Genomic DNA, 20,877 nt, shown 5'->3' with positions numbered 1-20,877 from the left:
AAGAGGACAACCCCATATGTCGCATTCCAGCTCTCGCCAGCGCGCCCGTCGCGGTATCGGCCTCATGCTCGCCCTGTGCGTGTTCGGTGGCAGTTCCAGCGCACAGGCCCAGCAAGCCCCGATGCCGACCCTGCGCACCTACATCGTCGCCGGACAGTCCAATGCCGAAGGCACCGGCGTTCGCAGGAACAACCCGGCCAACGGCCTTAATCCGCAGCAGGACCTCTACACCATCGGCTTCGGCCATTGGGACAGCGACTACACCCAGGCCTTGATCTACAAGGGCCATCCGGACAGCGGCGTCGGCCCGGGTTGGGACGCGATGCGCCCCGCCTACGGCAGCGGATACGAACATTCGCTCTACCGCAACAACATGTTCGGGCCCGAGTTGGGAATCGGCCGCGAGGTCGCCGCGCACCTTAACGAGCCGATCGCGATCATCAAGTACAGCAAGGGCGGAACTTTGCTCGCGGTGGATTGGGACCCGACCGATCCCGGCATCAACCGTTACGACTATCTGATCAACACCATCAACCACGCCACGCAAGCCATGGCCGCAGGCGGCATCGCGCTGGATATCCAGGGCGTGTTCTGGATGCAGGGCGAAAGCGATTCGGGCGACATCAAGTACGCCCAGCACTACCAGGCCAATCTAGAACGCCTGATCGCGACCTTGAGGGCCCAGCTCAACAAGCCGAATCTGGATTTCTACGTCGCCACCATCCGCGACACGCCGGTGTGGACCTATCGCCAGCACATCTGGAACGCGCAGCAAGCCGTTGCCGACGCCGATCCGAATGTCTACCTGGTCAACGGCCGCGACCTGGAGGCCTACAACAACGACCCCATGCATTACACCGCCCGGGGCCAGGTCACCTTGGGCCAGCGCTTCGCTTTGCAGGCGCTGTACGACGCGTGGGGTTTGGGGCAGTTCTGAGTTCCGACGAAGCGTCTGGGCCGCGAAGCCAGCTGCGATGGCTTGCTTTGCGGACTCAACCGCTACGGATACGACATTACCGTCGCCGTAGCGGCCCCCGGCCTCGATCGCGACACCGCTTTGAGGGTCACGAATGCGCCTCACCGCGCGGCTCGATGGCCACGCCGCATGCCAGGCCCTCCGCGGCGACAGGCGATGCGGATCTCCGCTGTAGATGCCCTTCGCCCCAGACTCGCACGCTCTCGATAAGCGGCAGCAGCGTCTGGCCGTACGCGGTGAGTTGATAGATCACCGGCGCGGGTGGCGTGCCGGTCGGGGTGCGCTCCACGATGCCGTCGGCCTCGAGTTCGCGCAGTTGCTGCGCCAGCACCTTGTGCGAGATCGGCGCGACCCGGCGCGTCAGGCCGGCGAAATGCAGTTCGCCGTGGGCCAGCCAGTACAGAATCGTCAGCTTCCATTTGCCGCCGATGGCAGCGAACGCCGCCGCGAGCGGACAGCCTTCCAGCGGATTGGGCCGGGCACGGTTACCTGCAGGTGCGTTCTTGTTCATGGCCGCCTCGCGCTCGCAATCTGTGCGCCATCATGCGAAACGGAGCCCCGCGATGCAAAACGCCCTGCGACACTGGCGCCACGGCGCCTGCCTGCTGGCCCTGCTGGCGATGACGGCGTCCGCGCAACCGCCGCAGGCCGCGACCGCGCAGCGCGACGGCCAACACGATTTCGACTGGGAGTTCGGCACCTGGAAGACCCAGGTGCGCCGGCTGACGCGCCCCTTATCGGGATCGCAGGACTGGGTGGAGTACACGGGCACCAGCGTGGTGAGCGGCGTGCTGGACGATCGCGCCAACCTGGTCGAGCTGCGCATCGAAGGCCCCAGCGGCCGCATCCACGGCACCAGCTTGCGCCTGTACAACCCGCAGACGCGGCAGTGGAACATCAACTACGCCAGCGCCGGCAACGGCATGCTGACCCGTCCGCTGTACGGCGGATTCCAGAACGGGCGCGGCGAGTTCTACGGCCCGGAGGACCTGGATGGCCGCGCGATCCTGGTGCGCTTCGTGATCTCCGACATCACGCCCGATTCGGCGCGCTTCGAGCAGGCCTACTCCGGCGACGGCGGCCGGACCTGGGAAACCAACTGGATCGCCATCGACACGCGCATCCGCGCGTCCCCATGAAGACGGCCCCCACGCCGCTGGCACGCGGATAGCGGCGTCGACGAACTCGTCCTGGCTCACAAGGGCGTTGGCGCGCGGTACGATCCGCAGCTCCAAGCCGCACTGCTCCCGATCGCTCCGGATGCATGCGCTCACCATCGCGCCCTCCGAGATGCCGCCCGCCGTGTCCCATTACTCAGGCCCCCTGCTCACCCGCCCCGTCGCCGATGCTTTGCTGGCCGCACGCGACGCCAAGGCCGGCGCGTGGACCGGCTCGCTGGATCTGGGTCGATCGAACCAGGAGACGCGGTTGGAAGCGGACGCCTGGCACTGGCGCGACCAGGCCTATCCCTACCCGGATACGCTCAAGGACCGCACCATCTACTACTGGGACGGCGAGGACTACGCGGCGGTATCGCGCTACGCCGGCTCGCTGATCAAGCTGGTGCCGACCGAATGGGGCGCGCCTACTTTCGAGATCGACGGCATCAAGATGCTGCCCACCGCGAAGACCTCGCCTGTTGACGACGCGCAGCGCAAGGTCGCGCTGGTCGAACCGCGCGGCAAAGCGGTGCTGGATACCTGCGGCGGCCTGGGCTACTTCGCCGCCTGCTGCCTGGAGGCCGGCGCCGCGCACATCCAGTCCTTCGAGAAGAACGAGAGCGTGCTGTGGCTACGCACGCTCAACCCCTGGTCGCCCGACCCCGACGCGCCCAGCAGCGGCGGCCGTCTGCAGCTCACCCATGCCGACGTGTCGAAAGCGATCGCGCAGATCGGCGACGCCTCGGTGGACGCTCTGCTCCACGATCCACCGCGCTTCGGCATCGCCGGCGAGTTGTACTCGCAAACGTTCTACGACCACCTCGCGCGCGTGCTGCGCCGCGGGGGCCGTCTGTTCCACTACACCGGCAGTCCGAACAAGCTCACCAGCGGCCGCGACGTGCCGCGCGAAGTCGCCAAGCGCCTGGACAAGGCGGGCTTCAAGGCGCAGCTGGCGCTGGATGGGGTGTTGGCGAGCAAGCGCTGAGCGTGACGGCGCGAACATCGCGCGCCCGATCGCAACCCACAGACAAGACAGCCGCCCGAAGGCGGCCGTCTTAAAGCGATTCGTCGGCGCCGCGGCGCCGGCCGTTCAATCCGTGGTCGACAGCAACCCCGGCAGGACCCGCTCCAGCGCCACCCTCACCTGCGCCACGCTCAAGTCCGGCTGCGCGATCGAACGCATCGCCAGGCCCTCGATCAACGACTGCAGGATCAACACCCGGGTTTCGACCTCGCACTCGGGCACGCCCAGGCCGCCCTGCTCGCAGCTGCGCGCGAACCACGCCGCCAGATCGGCGCGGAACACCTTGTCGGAGGCATGCGTGGCCGCGGCGATCTCGGGATCGCGCGTGGCCTCGGCGGTAAGCTCCAGAAACAGCGCCGCGTTGGTGATGCTGGGATCGTTGGCCTGCCACTGCTGAAACACTTCGGCGATGCCGCCGACCAGATCGCTGCTCGCATGCAGCTTGGCCACATCGGCCCTGGCTTCTTCGAGCTGACGCTCGATGATGGCCAGGATGATGTCGTTCTTGGCCTTGAAGTAGCGATAGATCAGGCCGGCGCTCATGCCGGCCGTCTCGGCGATGTTGGCCATGCTCGCGGCATGGAAGCCATGCATCACGAAGCATTTCTGCGCGGCAACCAGTATCCGCTCGCGCTGCGCCAGCGCGCGCTCCTCGGCTTTGACGGTACGCTTGGGAGTGCTCATTGGCTGCGCTCGTTCCAGCCACCTCCGAGGACCTTGTAGAGCGTCACCCGATTGACCTGCTCGCTCAAGCGCGTGCTCACCAGGCCTTGCTGCGCGCCGTACAGCGTGCGCTGGGCATCGAGCTGGTTGAGGTAGCTGTCGCGACCGGCCTTGTAGCGCGCGGTCGAGAGCTGGTCCGCGCGCGCCGCGGCTTCCACCAGCGCCTGCTGCGCCTCGCGCTGTTGGGCGAGGGTCTGGGTCAGCGCTAGGGCGTCGGCGACGTCGCGGAAACCGGCTTGGATCGCCTTCTCGTACTGCGCCAGGGCGATCTGCTGATCGGCCTTCGCCGAATCCAGGCCCGCGCGCAGCTTGCCGCCCTGGAAGATCGGGATGTTGATCACCGGGTTGACCGACCAGGCGCGCGTGTTGGCATCGAACAGCCCAGACAGCTCGGTGCTGGCGCTGCCGAACAAGCCGGTCAGGCTGATCGACGGAAAGAACGCCGCGCGTGCGGCGCCGATGTTGGCGTTGGCCGCGCGCAGCGTGTGCTCGGCCTGCAGCACGTCGGGACGGCGCAACAGCACCTCCGACGGCAGACCGGACGGCAGGGCCGCGATGCCGCTCACCTCATCGCTCAAGCGCTGCGGCAGCAACGACGGATCGACCGGCTCGCCGACCAGCAGATTCAGCGCGTTGATGTCCTGGGCCACCTGCCCCGCATAGCGCGCCGCGTCCGCGCGCGCCTGCTCGACCTGGGTGCGCGCCTGGCTGACTTCCAGGCCCGACACCGCGCCCAGCTCGCGCCGCTTCACGGTCAGGTCGTAGGCCGACTGCTGGTTCTTCAAGGTCGCCTCGGACACCGACTGCAGCTCGCGGTCGGCGGCCAGGGTCAGGTAGGCGTTGGCGACCTCGGCGATCAGGCTCAGCTGCGCGCCGCGGCGCGCCTCCTCCTCGGCGAAGTAGCGCTGCAACGCCGACTGGCTCAGGTTGCGCACGCGACCGAACAGATCCAGTTCGAAGTTGGTGATGCCCACCCCGGCGGTGTACTGATCGCTGACCGCCTGGTTGTCGCCGCCGGTGCGCTGTAGCTGCGCATTCACGCCGACCGCCGGGACGCGGTCGGCGCGCTGGATGCGGTACTGCGCGCGCGCCTTCTCCACGTTCAGCACGGCCACGCGCAGATCGCGGTTGTTCTCCAGCGCGCGGCCGATCAAGGTCTGCAGGTTCTGGTCGACGAAGAAATCGCGCCAGCCGATGTCGGCCACCGCGGCGGTGGAGACCGCCTCGGTGGCCTCGCCCGTCGGCGCGGCGCCGGCGAAAGCCTGGGTGGTCGGCGGCAACGGCCACTCGCCCGGGATCGCCGCGTCGGCGACCGGCAGTTTCGGCGCCAGGCTCACGCAGCCGGCGGTCGCCAGCGTAATCGCCAGCGCCAGCGCATGGATCGACAGTTTATTCATGGCTCTGCACTCCTTCCGTAGCCTGCGCAGCGGGCGCGTGCTTCTTCCTCACGAACAATTTCTCGACCACCACGAAGAACAGCGGGACGAAGAAGATGCCCAGGAAGGTGCCCACCACCATGCCGCCGAGCACGCCGGTACCGATCGCGCGCTGCGCGCCGGAACCCGCGCCGGTGGCCAGGGCCAGCGGCAACACGCCCAGGCCGAAGGCCAGCGAGGTCATGATGATCGGGCGCAGACGGTCGCGCACCGCGGCCAGGGTGGCGCCGATCAGATCCATGCCGTTCTTCAGATTCTCCTTGGCGAACTCGACGATCAGGATCGCGTTCTTGCTCGACAAGCCCACGGTAGTGAGCATCGCCACCTGGAAGTAGACGTCGCGCTCCATGCCGCGCAGCCACGTGGCCAGCACCGTGCCCAGGATGCCCATCGGCGCGATCAGCAGCACCGAGGTCGGGATCGCCCAGCTTTCGTACATCGCCGCCAGACACAGGAACACGATCAGCAACGACAGCGTGTACAGCAGCGGCGTCTGGGCGCCGGCCTGGCGCTCCTGGAACGACAGCCCCGTCCATTCCAGGCCAATGCCCGCCGGCAGCTGAGCCACCAGCTTCTCGACCTCGGCCATGGCCTGGCCCGAGCTCACGCCCGGTTTGGCCTCGCCGTTGATTTCCAGCGCCGATACGCCGTTGTAACGCTCCAGTCGCGGCGACCCGTATTCCCAGCGCGTGGTCGCGAACGCCGAGAACGGCACCATCTCGCCCTTGTCGTTGCGCACGTACCAGCGGTTGAAGTCGCTGGGCACCATGCGGAACGGCGCGTCGGCCTGGATGTAGACGCGCTTGACCCGGCCGCGATCGACGAAATCGTCGATGTACTGACCGCCCCAGGCCGCCTGCAGGGTGGAGTTGATGTCGGCGATGTTCAGACCCAGGGCCGACGCCTTCTGGTTGTCGACGTCGACGCGGAACTGCGGCGTGTCTTCCATGCCATTGGGTCGCACGTTCTGCATCGCCTCGTTCTGTGCGGCCATGCCGAGGAACTGGTTGCGCGCGGCGACCAGGGCGTCGTGGCCCAAACCGGCGTTGTCCTTCAGGTAAAACACGAAGCCGTTGGAGTTGCCCAGTTCGAACACCGCCGGCGGCGCCAGCGCGAACACGAACGCGTCCTTGATCTGCATGAAACTGCCCATCGCACGCCCGACCACGCCGTTGACGCTGTTGTCCGGCATCGGGGTCTTGCCGAAGCTGGTCAGCCAGCGCCAGCGGTCGCCCCAGGTGGCTGCACGCTCTTCCCACGGCTTGAGCTGCGAGAACGCCATGCCGGCGTTCTGGCCGTTACCGGCGAAGCTGAAGCCTTGCACGGTGAACAGCGAATCCACGGCCTTGTCGGACAGGAACTGCTCCTCGACCTTCTTGAGCACCTCGCCGGTGCGCTCCTGGGTCGCGCCGACCGGCGCCTGCACGATGGTGAACAGGAAACCCTGATCCTCCTGCGGCAGGAACGAGGACGGCAGGCGGAAGAACATCACGCCCATCAGCACCGCCATCGCGACGAACACCATCATGAAGCGGCCCGAACGGGTGACGATGCCGCGCACCACGCCCTGATACTTGCTGTTGCCGGCGTCGAACTTCTTGTTGAACCAGCCGAAGAAGCCCTTGTCGGACGCGTGCTGGCCCTTCGCGATGGGCTTGAGCATGGTCGCGCACAGCGCCGGGGTCAGCACGATCGCGACCAGCACCGATAGCGCCATCGCCGAAACGATGGTCACCGAGAACTGACGATAGATGACGCCGGTGGCGCCGCCCAGGAACGCCATGGGCACGAACACCGCCGACAGCACCAGGCCGATGCCGATCAGGGCGCCGGTGATCTGGTCCATCGATTTGCGCGTGGCTTCGACCGGCGACAGCCCTTCCTCGCTCATCACGCGCTCGACGTTCTCGACCACGACGATGGCGTCGTCCACCAGCAAGCCGATCGCCAGCACCACCGCGAACATGGTCAGCATATTGACCGAGTAGCCGAACAGCGCCAGCAGGCCGAAGGTGCCCAACAGCACCACCGGCACCGCGATCGTCGGGATCAGGGTGGCGCGGAAGTTCTGCAGGAACAGGTACATCACCAGGAACACCAGCACGATCGCTTCGAGCAGGGTCTTGATCACTTCCTCGATCGCCACGCGCACGAACGGCGTGGTGTCGAACGGCGTCACCGCCTTCAAGCCCTTGGGGAACGAGGGCTTGAGCTGCTCCAGCTCGGCCTGCACCGCCTGCGCGGTGGCCAGCGCGTTGGCCAGCGCGTTGGCGCCGGTCGCCAGCGAGATCGCGATGCCGGTGGCCGGCTTGCCGTTGAAGCGGGCGATGGTGCTGTAGTCCTCCTGGCCCAGTTCGACGCGCGCGACGTCGCGCAGCTTCAGCACCGCGCCGCTGCTATTGGAACGCACCACGATGTTCTGGAACTGTTCGGCGGTCTGCAGGCGGTCCTGCGCGGTGATGGTGGCGTTGAGCTGCTGGCCCTTCACCGACGGCGTGCCGCCGAGCTGGCCGACCGCGACCTGCGCGTTCTGCGCCCGCAGGGCGGTAATGACGTCGGTCGGGGTCAGCTTGTAGGTGTTGAGCTTGTCCGGATCCAGCCAGATGCGCATCGCGTACTTGGTGCCGAACAGCTGGGTGCTGCCGACGCCGTCGACGCGCGCCAGCGGATCGACCAGATTGGCGGCCACGTAGTCGGCGATGTCGGCGCCGTTCATGCTGCCGTCCTCGGACACGAAGCCGATGACCTGCAGGAACGACGAGTTCGCCTTCGACACGCTCACGCCCTGCTGCTGCACGATCTGCGGCAGCAAGGGCGTGGCCAGCTGCAGCTTGTTCTGCACCTGCACCTGGGCGATGTCGGGGTCGACGCCGCTTTCGAAGGTCAGGGTCACGCCGGACTGACCGTCGGACGAACTGGTCGCCGACATGTACATCAGGCCGTCGATGCCCTTCATGTTCTGCTCGATGATCTGGGTCACCGAGTTTTCGACGGCCTTGGCGGAAGCACCGGGGTAGGACGCGTTCACCGATACGGTCGGCGGCGCGATGGTCGGGTACTGCGAGATCGGCAGCTGGGTGATCGCGATCGCGCCCCCCAACATGATGATGATCGCCAGGACCCAGGCAAAGATCGGGCGATCGATAAAGAACCGTGCCATGAATTTCTCCGATTACTGCTTCGGCGCGGCGGCGGGGGCCGCGGCCGGCTTGGCCGGGGCGGCGCCCTTCTCGGTCGCGTCGACCGGCATGCCGGGGCCGATCTTCTGCAGGCCCTCGACGATCACCTTGTCGCCGGCCTTCAGGCCGCCTTCGACCAGCCACTTGTCGCCGATGGCCTGACTGACCTGGACTTCGCGCGGCTCGACCTGGCCCTTGGCGTTGACGACCATCGCGGTCGCATTGCCCTTCGGGTCACGGTTGATGCCCTGCTGCGGAACCAGCAGCGCGTTCTGGCGCACGCCGGTGCCGATCAGCGCGCGCACGTACATGCCGGGCATCAGCAGGTTGTCGGGGTTGGGCACCACCACGCGCAGCAGGAAGCTGCCGGTGCCTTCGTCCACGGTGACTTCCGAGAACGCGAGCTTGCCTTGCAGCGGGTACTGGCTGCCGTCCTCCAACAGGATCGTCACCGGCGTGTTGGCCTCGGTGAGCGTGCCGGCGGCGATCTGCTTGCGCAGCGCCAGCAATTCGGCGCTGGACTGGCTGATGTCGACGTGCACCGGATCGAGTTGCTGCACCACCGCCAGGGCATCGGCCTGATTGGCCGTGACCAGAGCACCCTGGGTCACCGCCGACTTGCCGATGCGGCCGCTGATCGGCGAGGTGATGCGCGCGCGTCCCAGCACGACGCCGGCGCTTTGCACCGCCGCGCGGCCCGAAGCCACATCGGCCTGGCTCTGCTTGAGCGTGGCGACCGCGGTTTCGTCGTCCTGCTTGCTGACCGCGTCGATCTTGACCAGGTCGCTGGAGCGCTGTGCGTTCAAACGCGCCGAGTTCAGCGCCGCCTCGCCGCGCGCGAGCGTGGCCTTGGCGGTTTCCAGATCGGCGGCGTAGGTCTTGTCGTCCAGCTGATACAGCGGCTGGCCGGCGCGCACCAATCCGCCTTCGACGAACAGGCGCTGTTCGACGATGCCGCTGACCTGCGGCCGCACCTCGGCAACCAGCGAGGCGCTGGTGCGGCCCGGCAGTTCGCGGGTCAGGGTGACGGTCTCGAGCTTCAGGGTCACCACGGTGACCTGGCCCTTCTGGCCGCCGGGACCGCCCTGCGGCTCGCCGCCCTTGCCGCAGGCGGCTAGGGACAGCGCCAGCACGGCCACGGTGAGTACTGCGGGGACGCGGGAAATAGCGTTATGAGTCATGGACTTGCGCGACGGCATGGGGGAGCCTCAGGTCGTTATTGCGGTCGGACAGACCGCGGCCACATCGTAGAATGAACGATCATTCTCTTTTCTTTGGTAGGCGAGGTCAAGCGGCCTCGCCTCGCTAGGCGGCGATTTGAGTGCCTTTTTGGCCGTAGTTCCTGTGCCCTTGTGCAGGGCCGAAGCGAACAGCCAACAATCGCAAAGCCGTCGGCGACCCCTCGGGCACGCCGCGGGCAGCGGTCGCGGCGGCAGTCGCAATGCCCTGCCGCTGGGCTCTCCGCGCCGAGTGCCCCTGTCTTCCGGCCTATTTTTATCGTAAAACGATATGTTTATTATCGCTACACGATAACCTGCAGGGAGCCTTCTATGAACCGCACCTCCGCCCGCGCCCTCGCCGTCGCCCGCCCGGTCATCCAGGGCCTGACGGTCTTGAACCTGATCTACCTGGTCTGCCTGATCGTGCTGCTCAGCGCCAGCTTCCTGATGAACGGCTGGCCCGAACGCGCGCTGGGTTTCGACCTGGTCGCCAAGTACCCGCAGGCTTCGTACGGCCTGCGCGGCATCGTCATGGTCGGTATCGCCGGCGCCGCGATCGTGCACACCGTGCTGCGCCGGTTGCTGGCCATCGTCGACACCGTGCGCAACGGCGATCCCTTCATCCTCGAGAACGTGCGCCGCCTCGACCGGATCGCCTGGAGCGTGGTCGCGCTGGAAGTGCTGCGCCTGATCGTCGCCGCGATCGCCGCCGCGGTGTGGGAGCCGGGCCGCATTGAAGCCTTCTCCTTCGCGCCCTGGCTGTCGGTGCTGCTGCTGTTCGTGCTGTCGGGCGTATTCGCCCACGGCGCCCGCATGCGCGCCGATCTCGAAGGGACGGTGTGACATGGCGATCCTGGTCCGCCTGGACGAACAACTGCATGCGCGCCGCATGACGCTCACCGAGCTCGCCTCGCGCATCGACATCACTCTGGCCAACCTGTCGATCCTCAAGACCGGCAAGGCCAAAGCCATCCGCTTCTCCACGCTAGAAGCGATCTGCGCGGTGCTGGAATGCCAACCCGGCGACCTGCTCGCGTTCGATCCCACGCTGCCCTCCGAGGACTGACGCCATGCGCAACCCGTTCGCACCCGACCCGCGCCACGAAGGCGTGCGCCCGATCCAGCTCTGGGGCCTGCGATTGTTCTTTCTGCTGATGCTGGTGTTCGTCACGCCCACCGCATGGAGCGCATTGCTAACCCACTAAGGGCCCTGGGATCCGGTGCGCGCGGTCGCATTCGCCGTGTGGGCCACCTACCCCGCGCTCGCCCTGTTCGGCCTGCTGCGTCCGCTACGCTGGTTGCCGCTGATGTTCTTCACCATCGGCTACAAGACAGTGTGGCTGGCCTTCATCGCCTATCCGCTGTGGCAGGCCGGGACCTTGTGGGGCACGCCTACCGGCGAAGTCGCGGCTTCGTTCTTGGCGCTGCCGCTGTTGGCTTTGGTGGTGCCGTGGGGTTATGCGTGGCGGACTTACTTCGCTTGGCCGAAGAACGCAGTCGAATCGCTGCGTGCCGCTAGCAGCTAACACCGCGAACATACATCGAAGCGTCGGCGCTGCGCTCGTGCAGCGCCGATGACGCTCAGGGCTAGTCCTTCGACGGCGGATCCTCGCCCGGCAACGGCTGATGCCCTTCGCCCTCTGGCAGGTCCGCGTTCTGAACGTGCTTGCGGCGCGCCTGCCCTTCGCAGGAATGCGGGTTTTCGCCCGGCAGCGGCTGATGACCTTGCCCGTCCGGCGGGCCTTCGCCGCCTTGCTTGCTGGTGTCCTTGCCCATATCGATCGCCTCGTAAGCGCCGGGTGGGGTCCGGCTAATCTGCACGCTGCGTGCTGGGCGGTTAAGGCAGGGTCTAGCGCTTGTTCGCCGTTCTTCACGGTTACCGAACGTTAGCCGTCCATGCGCGCGGAACGGCAGCCCACGACGCCTGCGTCAAGGTACGTCGCAACGCCAGATCGAACTCGCCAGCCACAGGTTGGCGCGAGTGACATGGTTGTAGATCTCTTCCAGCGGCGTGCCGCCTTGCGCGATGCATTGGGCATTCGCATCCGCGCGCGCATCCGCCAGGGCGATGCCCGGATCGTAGCTCTGCCCTTGGCCGCTAACGGTCACCACCGTCGCGAAGGCGGATCCGCAGACCAGCAGCAGCGCCAGTGCTGTCGTTACCGTGTACTTCCTCATGCTCGTTCTCCCGTGCCCGAGTGGACGCGCGCATTCGAGCATGGCGCATGGAGGGGACCGTGAAAGGCGGGTAATCGAACCGTAAAGCCGATGGCCTCGCGCGTTGGACGCGGACGTAACGCAACCGCGCAATCGGATGTGGGAGATGGTTGAATAGCGCTCGAAAGCGAGCCATCGGCATCAGATCCTGTCTCAGGAGCGAGAGAGATGTCCTTAAGCATCACCGACCTCAAGGCCTACGTCCCCGCCCAGGACTTCGAAGTGTCCAAAGGCTTCTACCAGGCCATGGGGTTCGCCCTGTCCGAGGGCTGGGGCGGCACTGCCGACTTCGAGATGAACGGGCAGCGCTTCCGGCTGCAGAACTACTACGTCAAGGACTGGGCCGAGAACTTCATGATGGTGATCGGCGTGCCGGACATCGAAGCCTGGCACCAGCGCGCCAAGGAGGTCGTGGCCAGCGGCCGCTATGCGCCGGCGCGCTACATGCCGCCCGAACCGGTGGACGACTCCAGCGTGCTGCATGTCTGGGACCCGTGCGGTGTGTTGCTGATCTTCGTGCAGTAGCGGGCATCCGCGCCGCCGGTTTGCTCCTAGAATTGCCGATCGCACCGACGCCCCGAGCGCATGAACCCCCATCCCGTCTACAAGCCCGCCGCCCTTTCCGACGTCGACAGCATGATCGCCGCGTATCCGTTCGCGCTGGTGATCAGCTCCACCGACGCCGCACCGCTGGCCACGCCGGTACCGCTATTGCTGGAACGCGGCGCCGACGGCGAGCTCAGCCTGCTGGGCCATGTGCCGCGCACCCATCCGCATACCGACCTGCTGCGCCAGCAACCGCGCGCCTTGGCGGTGTTCCAGGGCGCGCACGGCTACATCTCGCCCTCGTGGCTGAGCGACCGCACCCAGGCGCCGACCTGGAACTACGAGAGCGTGCAACTGGAGATCGAAGTCGAGTTCGACGACAGCGACGAAGCTACCCAGAATGCACTGAACCGCCTGGTCGACCATATGGAGCGCGGTCGCCCGAACGCCTGGGCGGTCGCCGACATGGGCGCGCGCTACGCCAAGCTGGCTCCGTACGTGGTCGCCTTCCGCGCGCGCGTGATCGCGGCCTACGCCAAGTTCAAGCTCGGCCAGAACGAGCGGCCGGGCGATCTCGCGGAGATCCTCGCCGGCCTGGAACGGGAGCAACAGCGGCCGTTGCTGGAGGCCATGCTGAGGGCCGGCGTTTCGGTCGATTGAGCAGCGTGCGATCCGCCGCACGGCGGAACCCGCGTACCGACGTACTCGTGTGCGGGAACGCGGCCTTGGGTGTACTACACCCAGGTCTGGCGATCAGCCGCATCGAAATATCCTCACCGGCCAGCCGTAGGCGCTAACGCACCGCTGCGTCGATGGACCGTGCGCGAGATGCGCTGAAGCGAACGCCGACGCCCCGGAACCCACAGGCACGCGGGCTATGATTCGGGCAGCAAGCACTAACCGACTTATCGCCAGCGAGGGCATCATGGCCCCATCCAGCCGTGCAGCAGGTTCAGTCACCGCCGCGATCGTGGCCCGCCGCGTCGCGTGGGCCGCGTTGTGGCTGCTCGCGGTAGCCGTGGTGCTGCACTTCCTGTGGGGCACCTTCCACAAGTACGCAGCGCAAGACCCTAACGCCTACGGCATGTTCTGGTCGCGGCGGGCCTGGCTGTGGACGCACTTGGCCGGCGGCACGCTGACCGCACTGCTGGGGCCGTGGCAGTTCATCACGCGCCTGCGCAATGCCTACCCGCGCGCGCACCGCTGGACCGGCCGCGTATACCTGAGCGCAATGCTGGTCGCCTGCGTCGGCGCCGCCGGCCTGATCGCCACCACGCCCGGCGGTTTCGCCCTGCAGGCCGCGTTCGCCGCGACTGCGCTGGCTTGGCTGTGCACCTCCCTGCCCGGCTATATCGCGATCCGCGCCGGCCGCACGCAGGACCACAGGCGCTGGATGCTGCGCAACTACATCGTCACCCTGGCGCCGATGGTGTTCCGCTTGTCGATCCAGGTGCCGGGCATGATGACGCTGGCGCATCCGGCGGTGCTGATCCCGACGCTGCTGTGGCTGAGCTGGGCCGCGCCGCTGCTGGTCTACGAGCTGATGTCCGCCATAGCGCGCTGGGCACGTCGCACACCGACGCCCCAAGCAGGATTGGCGTAAACCATCGAGTACTGAATCAGTCGAGTCGACCGGATGCCTGTCCGAGCAGTGTTACACGCGCGCCGTTCGAGCACCCTGCCCCCGCCTGATACTGCCTCTAGGGCTTCGCCATGGCCTCTTCCGAGAAAATGATCAAGCCACCAGGCTCTCCATTAGATAGATGATCATTGAAGTGAGCATGCTCCCATTTCTGGTTACCGCTCATCTCAGAAACGCATTTTTCAAGAAAACATATGAGCTGCGCTGCTTCCGTCGCTGTCACAGCCAGCGCCACTTCTTCCAGCGCCATAGGCGCCGCCTCTGAGAAGCTTTTCTTTCCATAAAACTTCATCGCATACCTCCGCCGAGCTATCACAAGTGTTGCCCTGCGACGCTAACTTCTGTCGATCAAACCGATCTAACGCAGCATCTATCTTCTTGGCTTCAGGCAACACCGCGGTCAAAGATCTAGAGATACCCAACCTCACCATCACGCGCGTTTTGCGCTAAGAATGGAAACAACGTTGTCCGCTTCGAAGCTCCGAATCGCATTGTGAGCATCGGCAAATATCAGGTGCTGGAGCAACTCAGCGCGAGCTGCCTCGATTTCCGCCTTCGGAGCCAGATGCGTCACCCCCAAGCGGGCAGTCTTGTCGTGCACGTCCATCACACCGATTTGCTTCAACGCGGCCGCTGGGTCTTGCACGAACAATTCGCGAAAACGGTCATCGCTCCCGAGCATATCGAGCAATTTGTCCGCGGTCTCGAGACTCAGGCCTGGATGGCCCACAGCATCGCCTCCTCTGGAGGTTCTGCTTTGCGCGCCTTTCTGAGTTCTTCGAGGCGTAGGCGCATCGCCTCCTTCTGCCGAATCACTCACCGCGACCCTCGCGGAGTCGCCGACCTTCGGCGTGCGGTCGCCTCGGTCGCTGTACTGACGCGTCAACGCCTGATCGACCCCGGTATACAGCGCCCCTCGTTCCGAAACGGTGGCGGCAGGTAGGCGCTGTTTCATTTCGTCCAGCGTGTACTTTATTTCTGCCAGCAACGAAGGGACATCGGCCTGCGAAGCTCCCTCGGCAGACTGCATCGCGTTGCGTAGCGCACGGTTGATCACTGTCTGATAGCCCAGGCCCTCGCCGGTGGCGACGTCCCGAAAGTGGGTCAGCACGTCGTCATCCAGGTAGATAGTGATGCGCGTCTTTCCTGCCGCCGGCTTGACCGCGCCACGCTTGGCATTGGAGAAATCGTATTCAGCTTTCATAGGCCTGCCTCTCTTTTGCCGTCGCCGGGCGCGCCGAAATGATGCGTACCCGATCGCCTCGCTCCACCCACACCACCACCAAGATGCGACGCAAGGCATCGCGGCCCACAGTGACGGAACGGACTTCGTCGTCAGCGTGATCCTCAAGTGTTAGCGCCCGTTCGTCGTAGATCACGGGCTCCGCATCGGCTAGCGCTATCCCATGCTTTTTGAGGTTCGCGGCAGCTTTTTGAGGATCAAACTCGACCATGCGTTAATATATGCATATTATATGTATACAGGTCAAACAGCGTTCACCAAATTCACCCAAGTGGCTGCGCATGCTCATGACGGCGTAACCGTGACGAGTGCGCGCCAGGAGTGCGGTGACGAGCCCATGGTCTCGGTTTCGTGTGCCGAATACAGTCGGCGGCCGCTGCACCGCGGCGTCAGAAGTTTCTTGGCTGAAAAGTGGTGCGCGCAAGCACATACGCCCCAGAAGTAGCGCATGACGGCCCAAGCTCACAGAACTGCACTAGCCGCCAGTGAGTGAGCCGCATCGACTTGCCTGCCCATTTTTAGCTGTCGGCGCGCCCCGTGCCCTCGCGATCGCGTTCGTAATGCCGCTTGAACGGAAACGCCGGCAACCACGACTCGCGGCGGATCGTCCAGTTCTCGTATGTCGGCGTCAGCTGATCGGGAACATCCAGAGCGCCCAGGCTCACTTCGATCTCATCGCCCATACGCGCGAACACCGATGAGCCGCAGCGCGGGCAGAAGTGGCGTCCGGCGTAGTCGCGCGTTTCGCCGGCCACCGTCACCGCGTCCTCGGGGAAGATCGCGGAGCCGTGAAACACGGAGCCGGAGTGCTTGCGGCAATCGAGGCAGTGGCACAGGCCGACCCGGTAGGGGCGACCCGAGGCCACCAATCGGACGTCGCCGCACAGGCAACTGCCGGTGACTCGCTCCATGGCGCATCTCCTCTAAGCCAGATCGGCCATAGCGGACGGTAACGCCGGCGGAGTCAAGCGCGTGTCCACGCGTATCGGCCCGGGATCCGCACCCGGCGGCTTAGGTCGGCTCGATGAATCCGCTCGTCTTGTGTATCCGGACGAAGCCTTCCTTCATCACCGGCAGGTCCGCCAGGCACGCGGCGGCTTGCTCCACGTCGCGCACGAAGATGTCGACATGTGAAGTCTTAAGGTCGGTTTCGGACAGAAACTCGATGCCCGCCTCGTGCAGGCGCTGAGTCAGTAGTTGCTGGGTGCTGCGCAGGACTTGTAGCGACCTTGGCGCGGTTTCCGCCACGAACAGAGGATCGTCGCTGTAGGCGGCGAGTTGCGCCTTGGCGTCGCCGGTGAAGCGCACCACCACGCGATAGGTCGGTCGGTGCTCGATGTACAGGCCCGCGAACGTGTCCGGCCGTTCGGCCTCAATGCGCTGTCCCAGCTTGCCGATCTCGAGCTCGCGCATGGTGCGGCGCTCGGCTTCGGCGATGGACACGCCGTAGGTCTGCGCATACCAGTGCGCGATGGGACTGTCCTCGGGCGGATTCGCCAAGACGGTCATCGAGAGCAACAGGCTGCCGGTTAGAAACACCGCTGCGAAACGCAGCGACTTGCGCGAAGCATCTTCCATGAGACGGCGCTCCTTGATCCGATGAGGACACACGCCAGCGACTGTAGCGCGCCGCCGCGAGGCCTCGTCACCGGCTCAGCGCACGACGCACCGCATCCGCGGGCGGCAGCGTCGACTACAGGGGCGCGATTCGGACAGCGCGCTCCGCCCCTGCTAGGCCATCCTCATGCCCGAGCCCTGCGTCTGGGTCTGATTCTGAGTCGCCGTGCGTTGCGCCAGTTCGCGCTCGGCCACCACGCGCTCGCCTTCCTCGGCGCTCTGGCGCTGCGGGACGGCGACCGCGGCGGCGGTATGGACCGCTTCGGTGCTGCGGTTGAACGCGGGGTGGTCGTTGACGCGGCTGACTTCGACGGCGCGGGCGCGCGAGCCGTCGTTGTTCAACTCCACGCGGTCCGGATTGATGTCCGCGCGCAGGCTGGCCACGGTCAGCACGCCGGCGAGGTTGGCGCTGTGTTGACCGGCGGGGATGCCGCGTTCGCGTTCGACGCCGTGCACGTGGTCCAGCACCTGCGGAAACATCGAGGCATAGGTGCTTTGCGCGCCGCCGGTGGGTTGGACCGCACCTTGGCGCTGGTCGCCGGGCGGCTGTGCTGGCGGCGCGACGGGGGCGGCACCGGGCGCTTGCTGGGCCGGCGCCTGCGGGTCGGGCGCGGCGGCGTTTTCCTGGCGCCGGCGCACGGCTTCGGCGGCTTCGGGGAGACCGCGCTCCACCGCACGGGCGTTGATCGCATCGCGGGTGCGCTCGTCGGCGATGCCGTTGGCGGGCTCGATGTTTTCGTCGCGCTGGAACCGGCGCACGGCCGCCTGGGTGTTGGCGTCGTAGCGGCGGGTCACATCCAGCAGACCGTCGTTGTCGCGATAGCCCAGGCCGCGCAGCTGGCCCTGCAGGTCGGCGACCGGATCGCCGCGGTCGCCGGTGTTCAACACGCGGTCGTTCAAGGGCCCGTAGAGGTCGGTGATGCTCTTGAGGCGGAAGTTGGGGTCGGCCTGCAGCACGTCGCCGCGCATGCGGTCCATCAGCGCCTGGTCGACAGTCCCGGTCTGCGGGGTGATGCCGGCGTCGCGCTGGTAGTTGCGCACGGCTTGCGCGGTGGACGGGCCGAAATCGCCGTCCGGGGAAATCGCTTGACCGTTGGTGCCACGCACGTCCAGCGCCGCCAAGTACTGCTGCATTTCGAATGCGCGCGCGTTGGCGTCGCCGTTGCGCAAAACGGTGTCGGCGGCGGGCGCCGGTGCCGCGGGCGTCAGGTCCACGCCATCGCGCTGCACGGAGGTCACCAGGTCGGCGACCTGGCCCTCCCAGCCGCGCGCCAGCCCGGCAATGTGGGCCGCACGGTCGCTGCCGTTGACGATGGCGCGCGCGCCGTCGTAGTCGGTGCTGTTGGCGTTGACGTATTGGTCCAGCCGGCGCTCGGTGAACAGGCCGTCGCGCATGCCGATCACCAGCACGCGCGAGGCGGTTTGCGGATCGGCGGCCAAGGCGGGGGTGTCCGCCAGCTCGCTGCCGCGCCCCAGCGCGTCGCCCAGGCGTTGGTAGTTGTCGCGATGGGTGAGGTGCGCGTAGCCGCGGCCGAAGTACTCCTCGCCGCCCTGGTAGCCCAGGCGCGCGGCCTGCTGGCGGCCGTAGTCTTCCTCAGGCTTGGTGAAGTTGAGGCTTTCGTGCTCGGCGGTCGCCAGCACGTAGGCGATCTGGCGCTGGTCGGTCACGCCCTCGTTCAAGCAGGTTTGCACGATCAGGCGCACCGCCTGATCGCGGGTAATGGGGGAAGCGGCACTGCGCCCGTATCCATCGCTCATGACGTTTTCTCTCCTTGTGTCTTTGAACTCCTGGGGGCCGCGCGTCGTGCGCGGCCCCGGCCCGTGCTATGGGGCGTTTTTGGTGCAGGTGTTGTATTGCTTGCGTTCCACGACCTTGGGCGTGCCTGCGCGCGCGTCGATGGTTTGCTCGCCGCGCTCGCAGGCGCCGCTGCGGGACCACACGTACAGCCGGCCCACGGCGATGCGCGACACCGATTGCCCACGCACCAGTTCCGCCAGCGCGCGGTTTTCGACCAAGCGCCGAGTGCTGGCGTCGTACAAATAGTAGGTGTAGGACGGATCGCCGTAAGTGCCGTCCAAGCCGGTCCAGACCATCAGATCCTCATGCCCGTCGGCGTTGAGGTCCGACAATGCGAAGCTGTGCCAACCGTCGGCAAAGCCCGTGTCCAGGGGGCCGCGATAGCCGGTGGCGCCGGATTGCGGCGGCAAGGCCACCACTACCTGCGCCGGCGTCAGCGTTTGCGGCTCAGCCAGGTCCGGCGCCTTGATCTGCAGGCTGGGGCCTTGGCACACCATCCGCCCCTGCCCGCTGCACCCCTCAGAACTCAAGGTGATGACGGCATCGCCCAACTTCAGGCGCAGCGCACCTTGCGCATCGGGCACGCCCCGCGCGCTCAGCGCCGGTGCAGCAGAGAACGATTCATCGGCCAGTACGTCGAAGCGCTCGATGGTACGTTCCAGCCGGCACTCGCCACCGTCGGCGCCGCCAGGCCCCGAGGCCGGCGTAGTTGCGGTGCACAGACGGTCGGTCTTGTCCTCCCACGCAGCTTGTTGCGCGCGCAGCGCTTCACGCTCCGCGCCGGCCAGCTCGACGGTGCGTTCTTGAAATAATTGATCCAAGGCACGGGCCTGATAGGCCAGTTCGTCGTCCAGGCAACGTGATTGCGCTTGGGTGTCGTCGCGCGCGGCGGTCAAGCAATCGCGGTACTTGCGACTGCCTTGTGGGGGCGGCGGATCCAGCTGCGTAATCGCCGCGACTGGAGCGGCTGCGGGCGCGGTGGCGGCCGCCTTCTCGGCCTGGCCCGACGCGGCAGCGTCGGCCGCAGGCTGCGACTGCGCCGGGCCTTGGCAGCCCGACAGCACGGCCAGCAGCACCGTGCTGACCATGAGTGTACGGCTGCGCCGACGGCGCTGCGCTAGATCGTCCTTGTAACGAGCCATTCCTGCTTTTCTTAGGGTAGAAGAGACGGTTAAGTGGGCTTATAGCACACCAACTGGGGACGGCCGTAAGACGGGCGTAATTCGGACTTTCTCCACAACACCACACGGCCAACAAATGGACCGGCCTTCTTAGGCTAACTGCCGTTGCCCTTTGGCGCCCCATCTCTGAGCAGGCTCAGTGCTAGCAACCCGTTCCTCTCCACTTCCAACCATTCGGGCCGCTCAAAGTACCCCTCTGAATCTGGCTCCAGCCCATACAAGGAAAAGACGCGATCAAAGCTCTTCACCAGAGCCGTTATCGCCTCGGCCTCGGCGTGACTTCCAAGAAACCATCCTATTGCTGCGTCAGCATTACTGCCGAGCGACGTGTCGTCGTACAAGAAATGGATCAGATGATCTAGTGCGGTTGAGCGCAGCGCAAATTTATCCGCGGCGCGCGCAGGTTCGAAGAGTGCCCATAGATCGTCAATCAATTCCCGCCGCATATGCGGATACTTGATGTCATTCATGGCTTGTTCCACTGCTCCACTTAACCCATTCACGGCTTGGCAGGTCGCTTTCGCACCATGATCGAGCAGCAGCTAATGCGTCGCGCCGGACCGATAGCGATCGGGTGGCCGCGTAAGGCTTGAGCTTGCGGGGAACTGCACCTGAAAGTGCACTCCGCCCCGTTCCCCGGTGTCGACTTTTCAAAAAGTCGACACTGACCGCTGTCTCGGTGGGCGTCGTCAATCCCAATCTCGCCCTCATTTCAACAACGACCGCCGACGGCTCTCCAAAGCAGATCTGACACATTCTTCTATCGCTTTCGATTGAAGCAGGAAGAACCCTTCTTCGGCCTTGTCAATGCCTCTCTCGCTGCATCAAGCATTCCACTTACAAACACTCGACTTGGCGGCTTCCCGCCATCTATGGCGATCCTCAATGCGCGCATGATTGTGCCCACGTCGCGCA

Annotated in this window: 25 protein-coding genes; 10 read left to right on the top strand and 15 right to left on the bottom strand. The window is 65.9% G+C overall.

The genetic code is table 11. The annotated features are described in order from the left end of the window. Positions 1-16 precede the first annotated feature (16 nt). Entirely contained in the window at positions 17-937 is a 921-nt protein-coding gene (locus tag ASE35_RS03345; RefSeq protein WP_082611093.1) for a sialate O-acetylesterase, read from the top strand. A gap of 127 nt (positions 938-1,064) precedes the next feature. Here ASE35_RS03345 and ASE35_RS03340 read toward each other — a convergent pair whose 3' ends face one another. Further along, positions 1,065-1,487 (bottom strand): helix-turn-helix domain-containing protein, encoded by a 423-nt coding sequence (locus ASE35_RS03340; RefSeq protein WP_057162959.1) that lies wholly within the window; start codon positions 1,485-1,487, stop codon positions 1,065-1,067. Between the two features lie 52 nt (positions 1,488-1,539). Between ASE35_RS03340 and ASE35_RS03335 the strand changes: the two genes are divergently transcribed. Together ASE35_RS03335 and ASE35_RS03330 are read left to right on the top strand one after the other, a co-directional pair. Then, positions 1,540-2,115: a hypothetical protein gene (locus ASE35_RS03335; protein WP_057159058.1), complete on the top strand. Its 576-nt coding sequence runs from the start codon at positions 1,540-1,542 to the stop codon at positions 2,113-2,115. A 163-nt stretch (positions 2,116-2,278) separates the two neighbouring features. Next, the gene (locus ASE35_RS03330; protein WP_057163404.1) at positions 2,279-3,121 is read left to right on the top strand and encodes an MnmC family methyltransferase; all 843 of its coding nucleotides are present in this window, start codon (positions 2,279-2,281) and stop codon (positions 3,119-3,121) included. A 105-nt stretch (positions 3,122-3,226) separates the two neighbouring features. On the opposite strand, the gene ASE35_RS03325 is transcribed toward ASE35_RS03330, so the two are convergent. The 4 genes from ASE35_RS03325 to ASE35_RS03310 are packed head-to-tail and all read right to left on the bottom strand — an operon-like array spanning position 3,227 to position 9,679. After that, positions 3,227-3,844, bottom strand: coding sequence for a TetR/AcrR family transcriptional regulator (locus tag ASE35_RS03325; protein ID WP_056174008.1), 618 nt, complete (start codon positions 3,842-3,844; stop codon positions 3,227-3,229). Further along, positions 3,841-5,280, bottom strand: coding sequence for an efflux transporter outer membrane subunit (locus ASE35_RS03320; protein ID WP_057162958.1), 1,440 nt, complete (start codon positions 5,278-5,280; stop codon positions 3,841-3,843). The genes ASE35_RS03325 and ASE35_RS03320 overlap by 4 nt, the downstream gene beginning before the upstream one ends. Then, positions 5,273-8,479 carry an efflux RND transporter permease subunit gene (locus tag ASE35_RS03315; RefSeq protein WP_057162957.1) on the bottom strand — a complete coding sequence of 1,069 codons (3,207 nt, stop codon included), beginning with the start codon at positions 8,477-8,479 and terminating at the stop codon, positions 5,273-5,275. The genes ASE35_RS03320 and ASE35_RS03315 overlap by 8 nt, the downstream gene beginning before the upstream one ends. Before the next feature lie 12 nt (positions 8,480-8,491). Further along, positions 8,492-9,679, bottom strand: coding sequence for an efflux RND transporter periplasmic adaptor subunit (locus ASE35_RS03310; protein WP_057163403.1), 1,188 nt, complete (start codon positions 9,677-9,679; stop codon positions 8,492-8,494). Between the two features lie 369 nt (positions 9,680-10,048). Between ASE35_RS03310 and ASE35_RS03305 the strand changes: the two genes are divergently transcribed. Genes ASE35_RS03305 through ASE35_RS03295 form a run of 4 tightly spaced genes read left to right on the top strand, consistent with a single transcriptional unit; the run spans position 10,049 to position 11,244 of the window. Further along, positions 10,049-10,561 carry a DUF2975 domain-containing protein gene (locus tag ASE35_RS03305; RefSeq protein ID WP_057162956.1) on the top strand — a complete coding sequence of 171 codons (513 nt, stop codon included), beginning with the start codon at positions 10,049-10,051 and terminating at the stop codon, positions 10,559-10,561. A 1-nt stretch (position 10,562) separates the two neighbouring features. Further along, positions 10,563-10,784 (top strand): helix-turn-helix transcriptional regulator, encoded by a 222-nt coding sequence (locus ASE35_RS03300; protein WP_057162955.1) that lies wholly within the window; start codon positions 10,563-10,565, stop codon positions 10,782-10,784. 4 nt (positions 10,785-10,788) lie between these two features. Next, a complete protein-coding gene (locus ASE35_RS22165) occupies positions 10,789-10,923 on the top strand; it encodes a hypothetical protein (protein WP_255357121.1) in 135 nt (44 codons plus the stop codon). 36 nt (positions 10,924-10,959) lie between these two features. Further along, positions 10,960-11,244 carry a hypothetical protein gene (locus tag ASE35_RS03295; protein WP_157489240.1) on the top strand — a complete coding sequence of 95 codons (285 nt, stop codon included), beginning with the start codon at positions 10,960-10,962 and terminating at the stop codon, positions 11,242-11,244. A 61-nt stretch (positions 11,245-11,305) separates the two neighbouring features. On the opposite strand, the gene ASE35_RS03290 is transcribed toward ASE35_RS03295, so the two are convergent. Both ASE35_RS03290 and ASE35_RS03285 read right to left on the bottom strand, forming a co-directional pair. Next, the gene (locus tag ASE35_RS03290) at positions 11,306-11,494 is read right to left on the bottom strand and encodes a hypothetical protein (RefSeq protein ID WP_057162953.1); all 189 of its coding nucleotides are present in this window, start codon (positions 11,492-11,494) and stop codon (positions 11,306-11,308) included. Between the two features lie 153 nt (positions 11,495-11,647). After that, the gene (locus ASE35_RS03285) at positions 11,648-11,896 is read right to left on the bottom strand and encodes a hypothetical protein (RefSeq protein ID WP_057162952.1); all 249 of its coding nucleotides are present in this window, start codon (positions 11,894-11,896) and stop codon (positions 11,648-11,650) included. 207 nt (positions 11,897-12,103) lie between these two features. Between ASE35_RS03285 and ASE35_RS03280 the strand changes: the two genes are divergently transcribed. The 3 genes from ASE35_RS03280 to ASE35_RS03270 all read left to right on the top strand — a co-directional run bounded on the left by ASE35_RS03280 (position 12,104) and on the right by ASE35_RS03270 (position 14,084). After that, positions 12,104-12,460, top strand: coding sequence for a hypothetical protein (locus tag ASE35_RS03280; RefSeq protein WP_056173983.1), 357 nt, complete (start codon positions 12,104-12,106; stop codon positions 12,458-12,460). A 60-nt stretch (positions 12,461-12,520) separates the two neighbouring features. Then, a complete protein-coding gene (locus ASE35_RS03275) occupies positions 12,521-13,141 on the top strand; it encodes an FMN-binding negative transcriptional regulator (RefSeq protein ID WP_057162951.1) in 621 nt (206 codons plus the stop codon). 265 nt (positions 13,142-13,406) lie between these two features. After that, positions 13,407-14,084, top strand: a complete 678-nt coding sequence (locus ASE35_RS03270; protein ID WP_162259012.1) for a DUF2306 domain-containing protein — start codon at positions 13,407-13,409, stop codon at positions 14,082-14,084. A gap of 97 nt (positions 14,085-14,181) precedes the next feature. Here the strand turns inward: ASE35_RS03270 and ASE35_RS20970 are convergent, their stop codons facing one another. The 8 genes from ASE35_RS20970 to ASE35_RS03235 all read right to left on the bottom strand — a co-directional run bounded on the left by ASE35_RS20970 (position 14,182) and on the right by ASE35_RS03235 (position 20,432). Continuing rightward, positions 14,182-14,415, bottom strand: a complete 234-nt coding sequence (locus tag ASE35_RS20970) for a hypothetical protein (protein WP_157489239.1) — start codon at positions 14,413-14,415, stop codon at positions 14,182-14,184. A gap of 138 nt (positions 14,416-14,553) precedes the next feature. Then, the gene (locus tag ASE35_RS21445) at positions 14,554-15,327 is read right to left on the bottom strand and encodes an NHLP-related RiPP peptide (RefSeq protein WP_200956982.1); all 774 of its coding nucleotides are present in this window, start codon (positions 15,325-15,327) and stop codon (positions 14,554-14,556) included. Continuing rightward, positions 15,317-15,577, bottom strand: coding sequence for a BrnT family toxin (locus ASE35_RS03260; RefSeq protein WP_057162949.1), 261 nt, complete (start codon positions 15,575-15,577; stop codon positions 15,317-15,319). The genes ASE35_RS21445 and ASE35_RS03260 overlap by 11 nt, the downstream gene beginning before the upstream one ends. A gap of 307 nt (positions 15,578-15,884) precedes the next feature. Then, complete coding sequence (locus tag ASE35_RS03255; protein ID WP_057162948.1) at positions 15,885-16,277, bottom strand: GFA family protein; 393 nt, start codon at positions 16,275-16,277, stop codon at positions 15,885-15,887. 100 nt (positions 16,278-16,377) lie between these two features. Continuing rightward, entirely contained in the window at positions 16,378-16,944 is a 567-nt protein-coding gene (locus ASE35_RS03250) for a hypothetical protein (RefSeq protein WP_057162947.1), read from the bottom strand. Positions 16,945-17,097: 153 nt separating this feature from the next. Next, positions 17,098-18,741 carry a peptidoglycan-binding protein gene (locus ASE35_RS03245; protein WP_082611091.1) on the bottom strand — a complete coding sequence of 548 codons (1,644 nt, stop codon included), beginning with the start codon at positions 18,739-18,741 and terminating at the stop codon, positions 17,098-17,100. Between the two features lie 66 nt (positions 18,742-18,807). Further along, positions 18,808-19,923 carry a lysozyme inhibitor LprI family protein gene (locus ASE35_RS03240; protein ID WP_082611090.1) on the bottom strand — a complete coding sequence of 372 codons (1,116 nt, stop codon included), beginning with the start codon at positions 19,921-19,923 and terminating at the stop codon, positions 18,808-18,810. Positions 19,924-20,057: 134 nt separating this feature from the next. Then, positions 20,058-20,432, bottom strand: a complete 375-nt coding sequence (locus ASE35_RS03235) for a hypothetical protein (protein ID WP_057162944.1) — start codon at positions 20,430-20,432, stop codon at positions 20,058-20,060. Between the last annotated feature and the right edge of the window lie 445 nt (positions 20,433-20,877).

The sequence above is a fragment of the Lysobacter sp. Root916 genome, assembly GCF_001429785.1.
In the GTDB taxonomy this organism is placed as follows: domain Bacteria; phylum Pseudomonadota; class Gammaproteobacteria; order Xanthomonadales; family Xanthomonadaceae; genus Lysobacter.
Note: the sequence above shows the minus strand (reverse complement) of the source record. Positions and strands in the feature narration are given on the sequence as shown.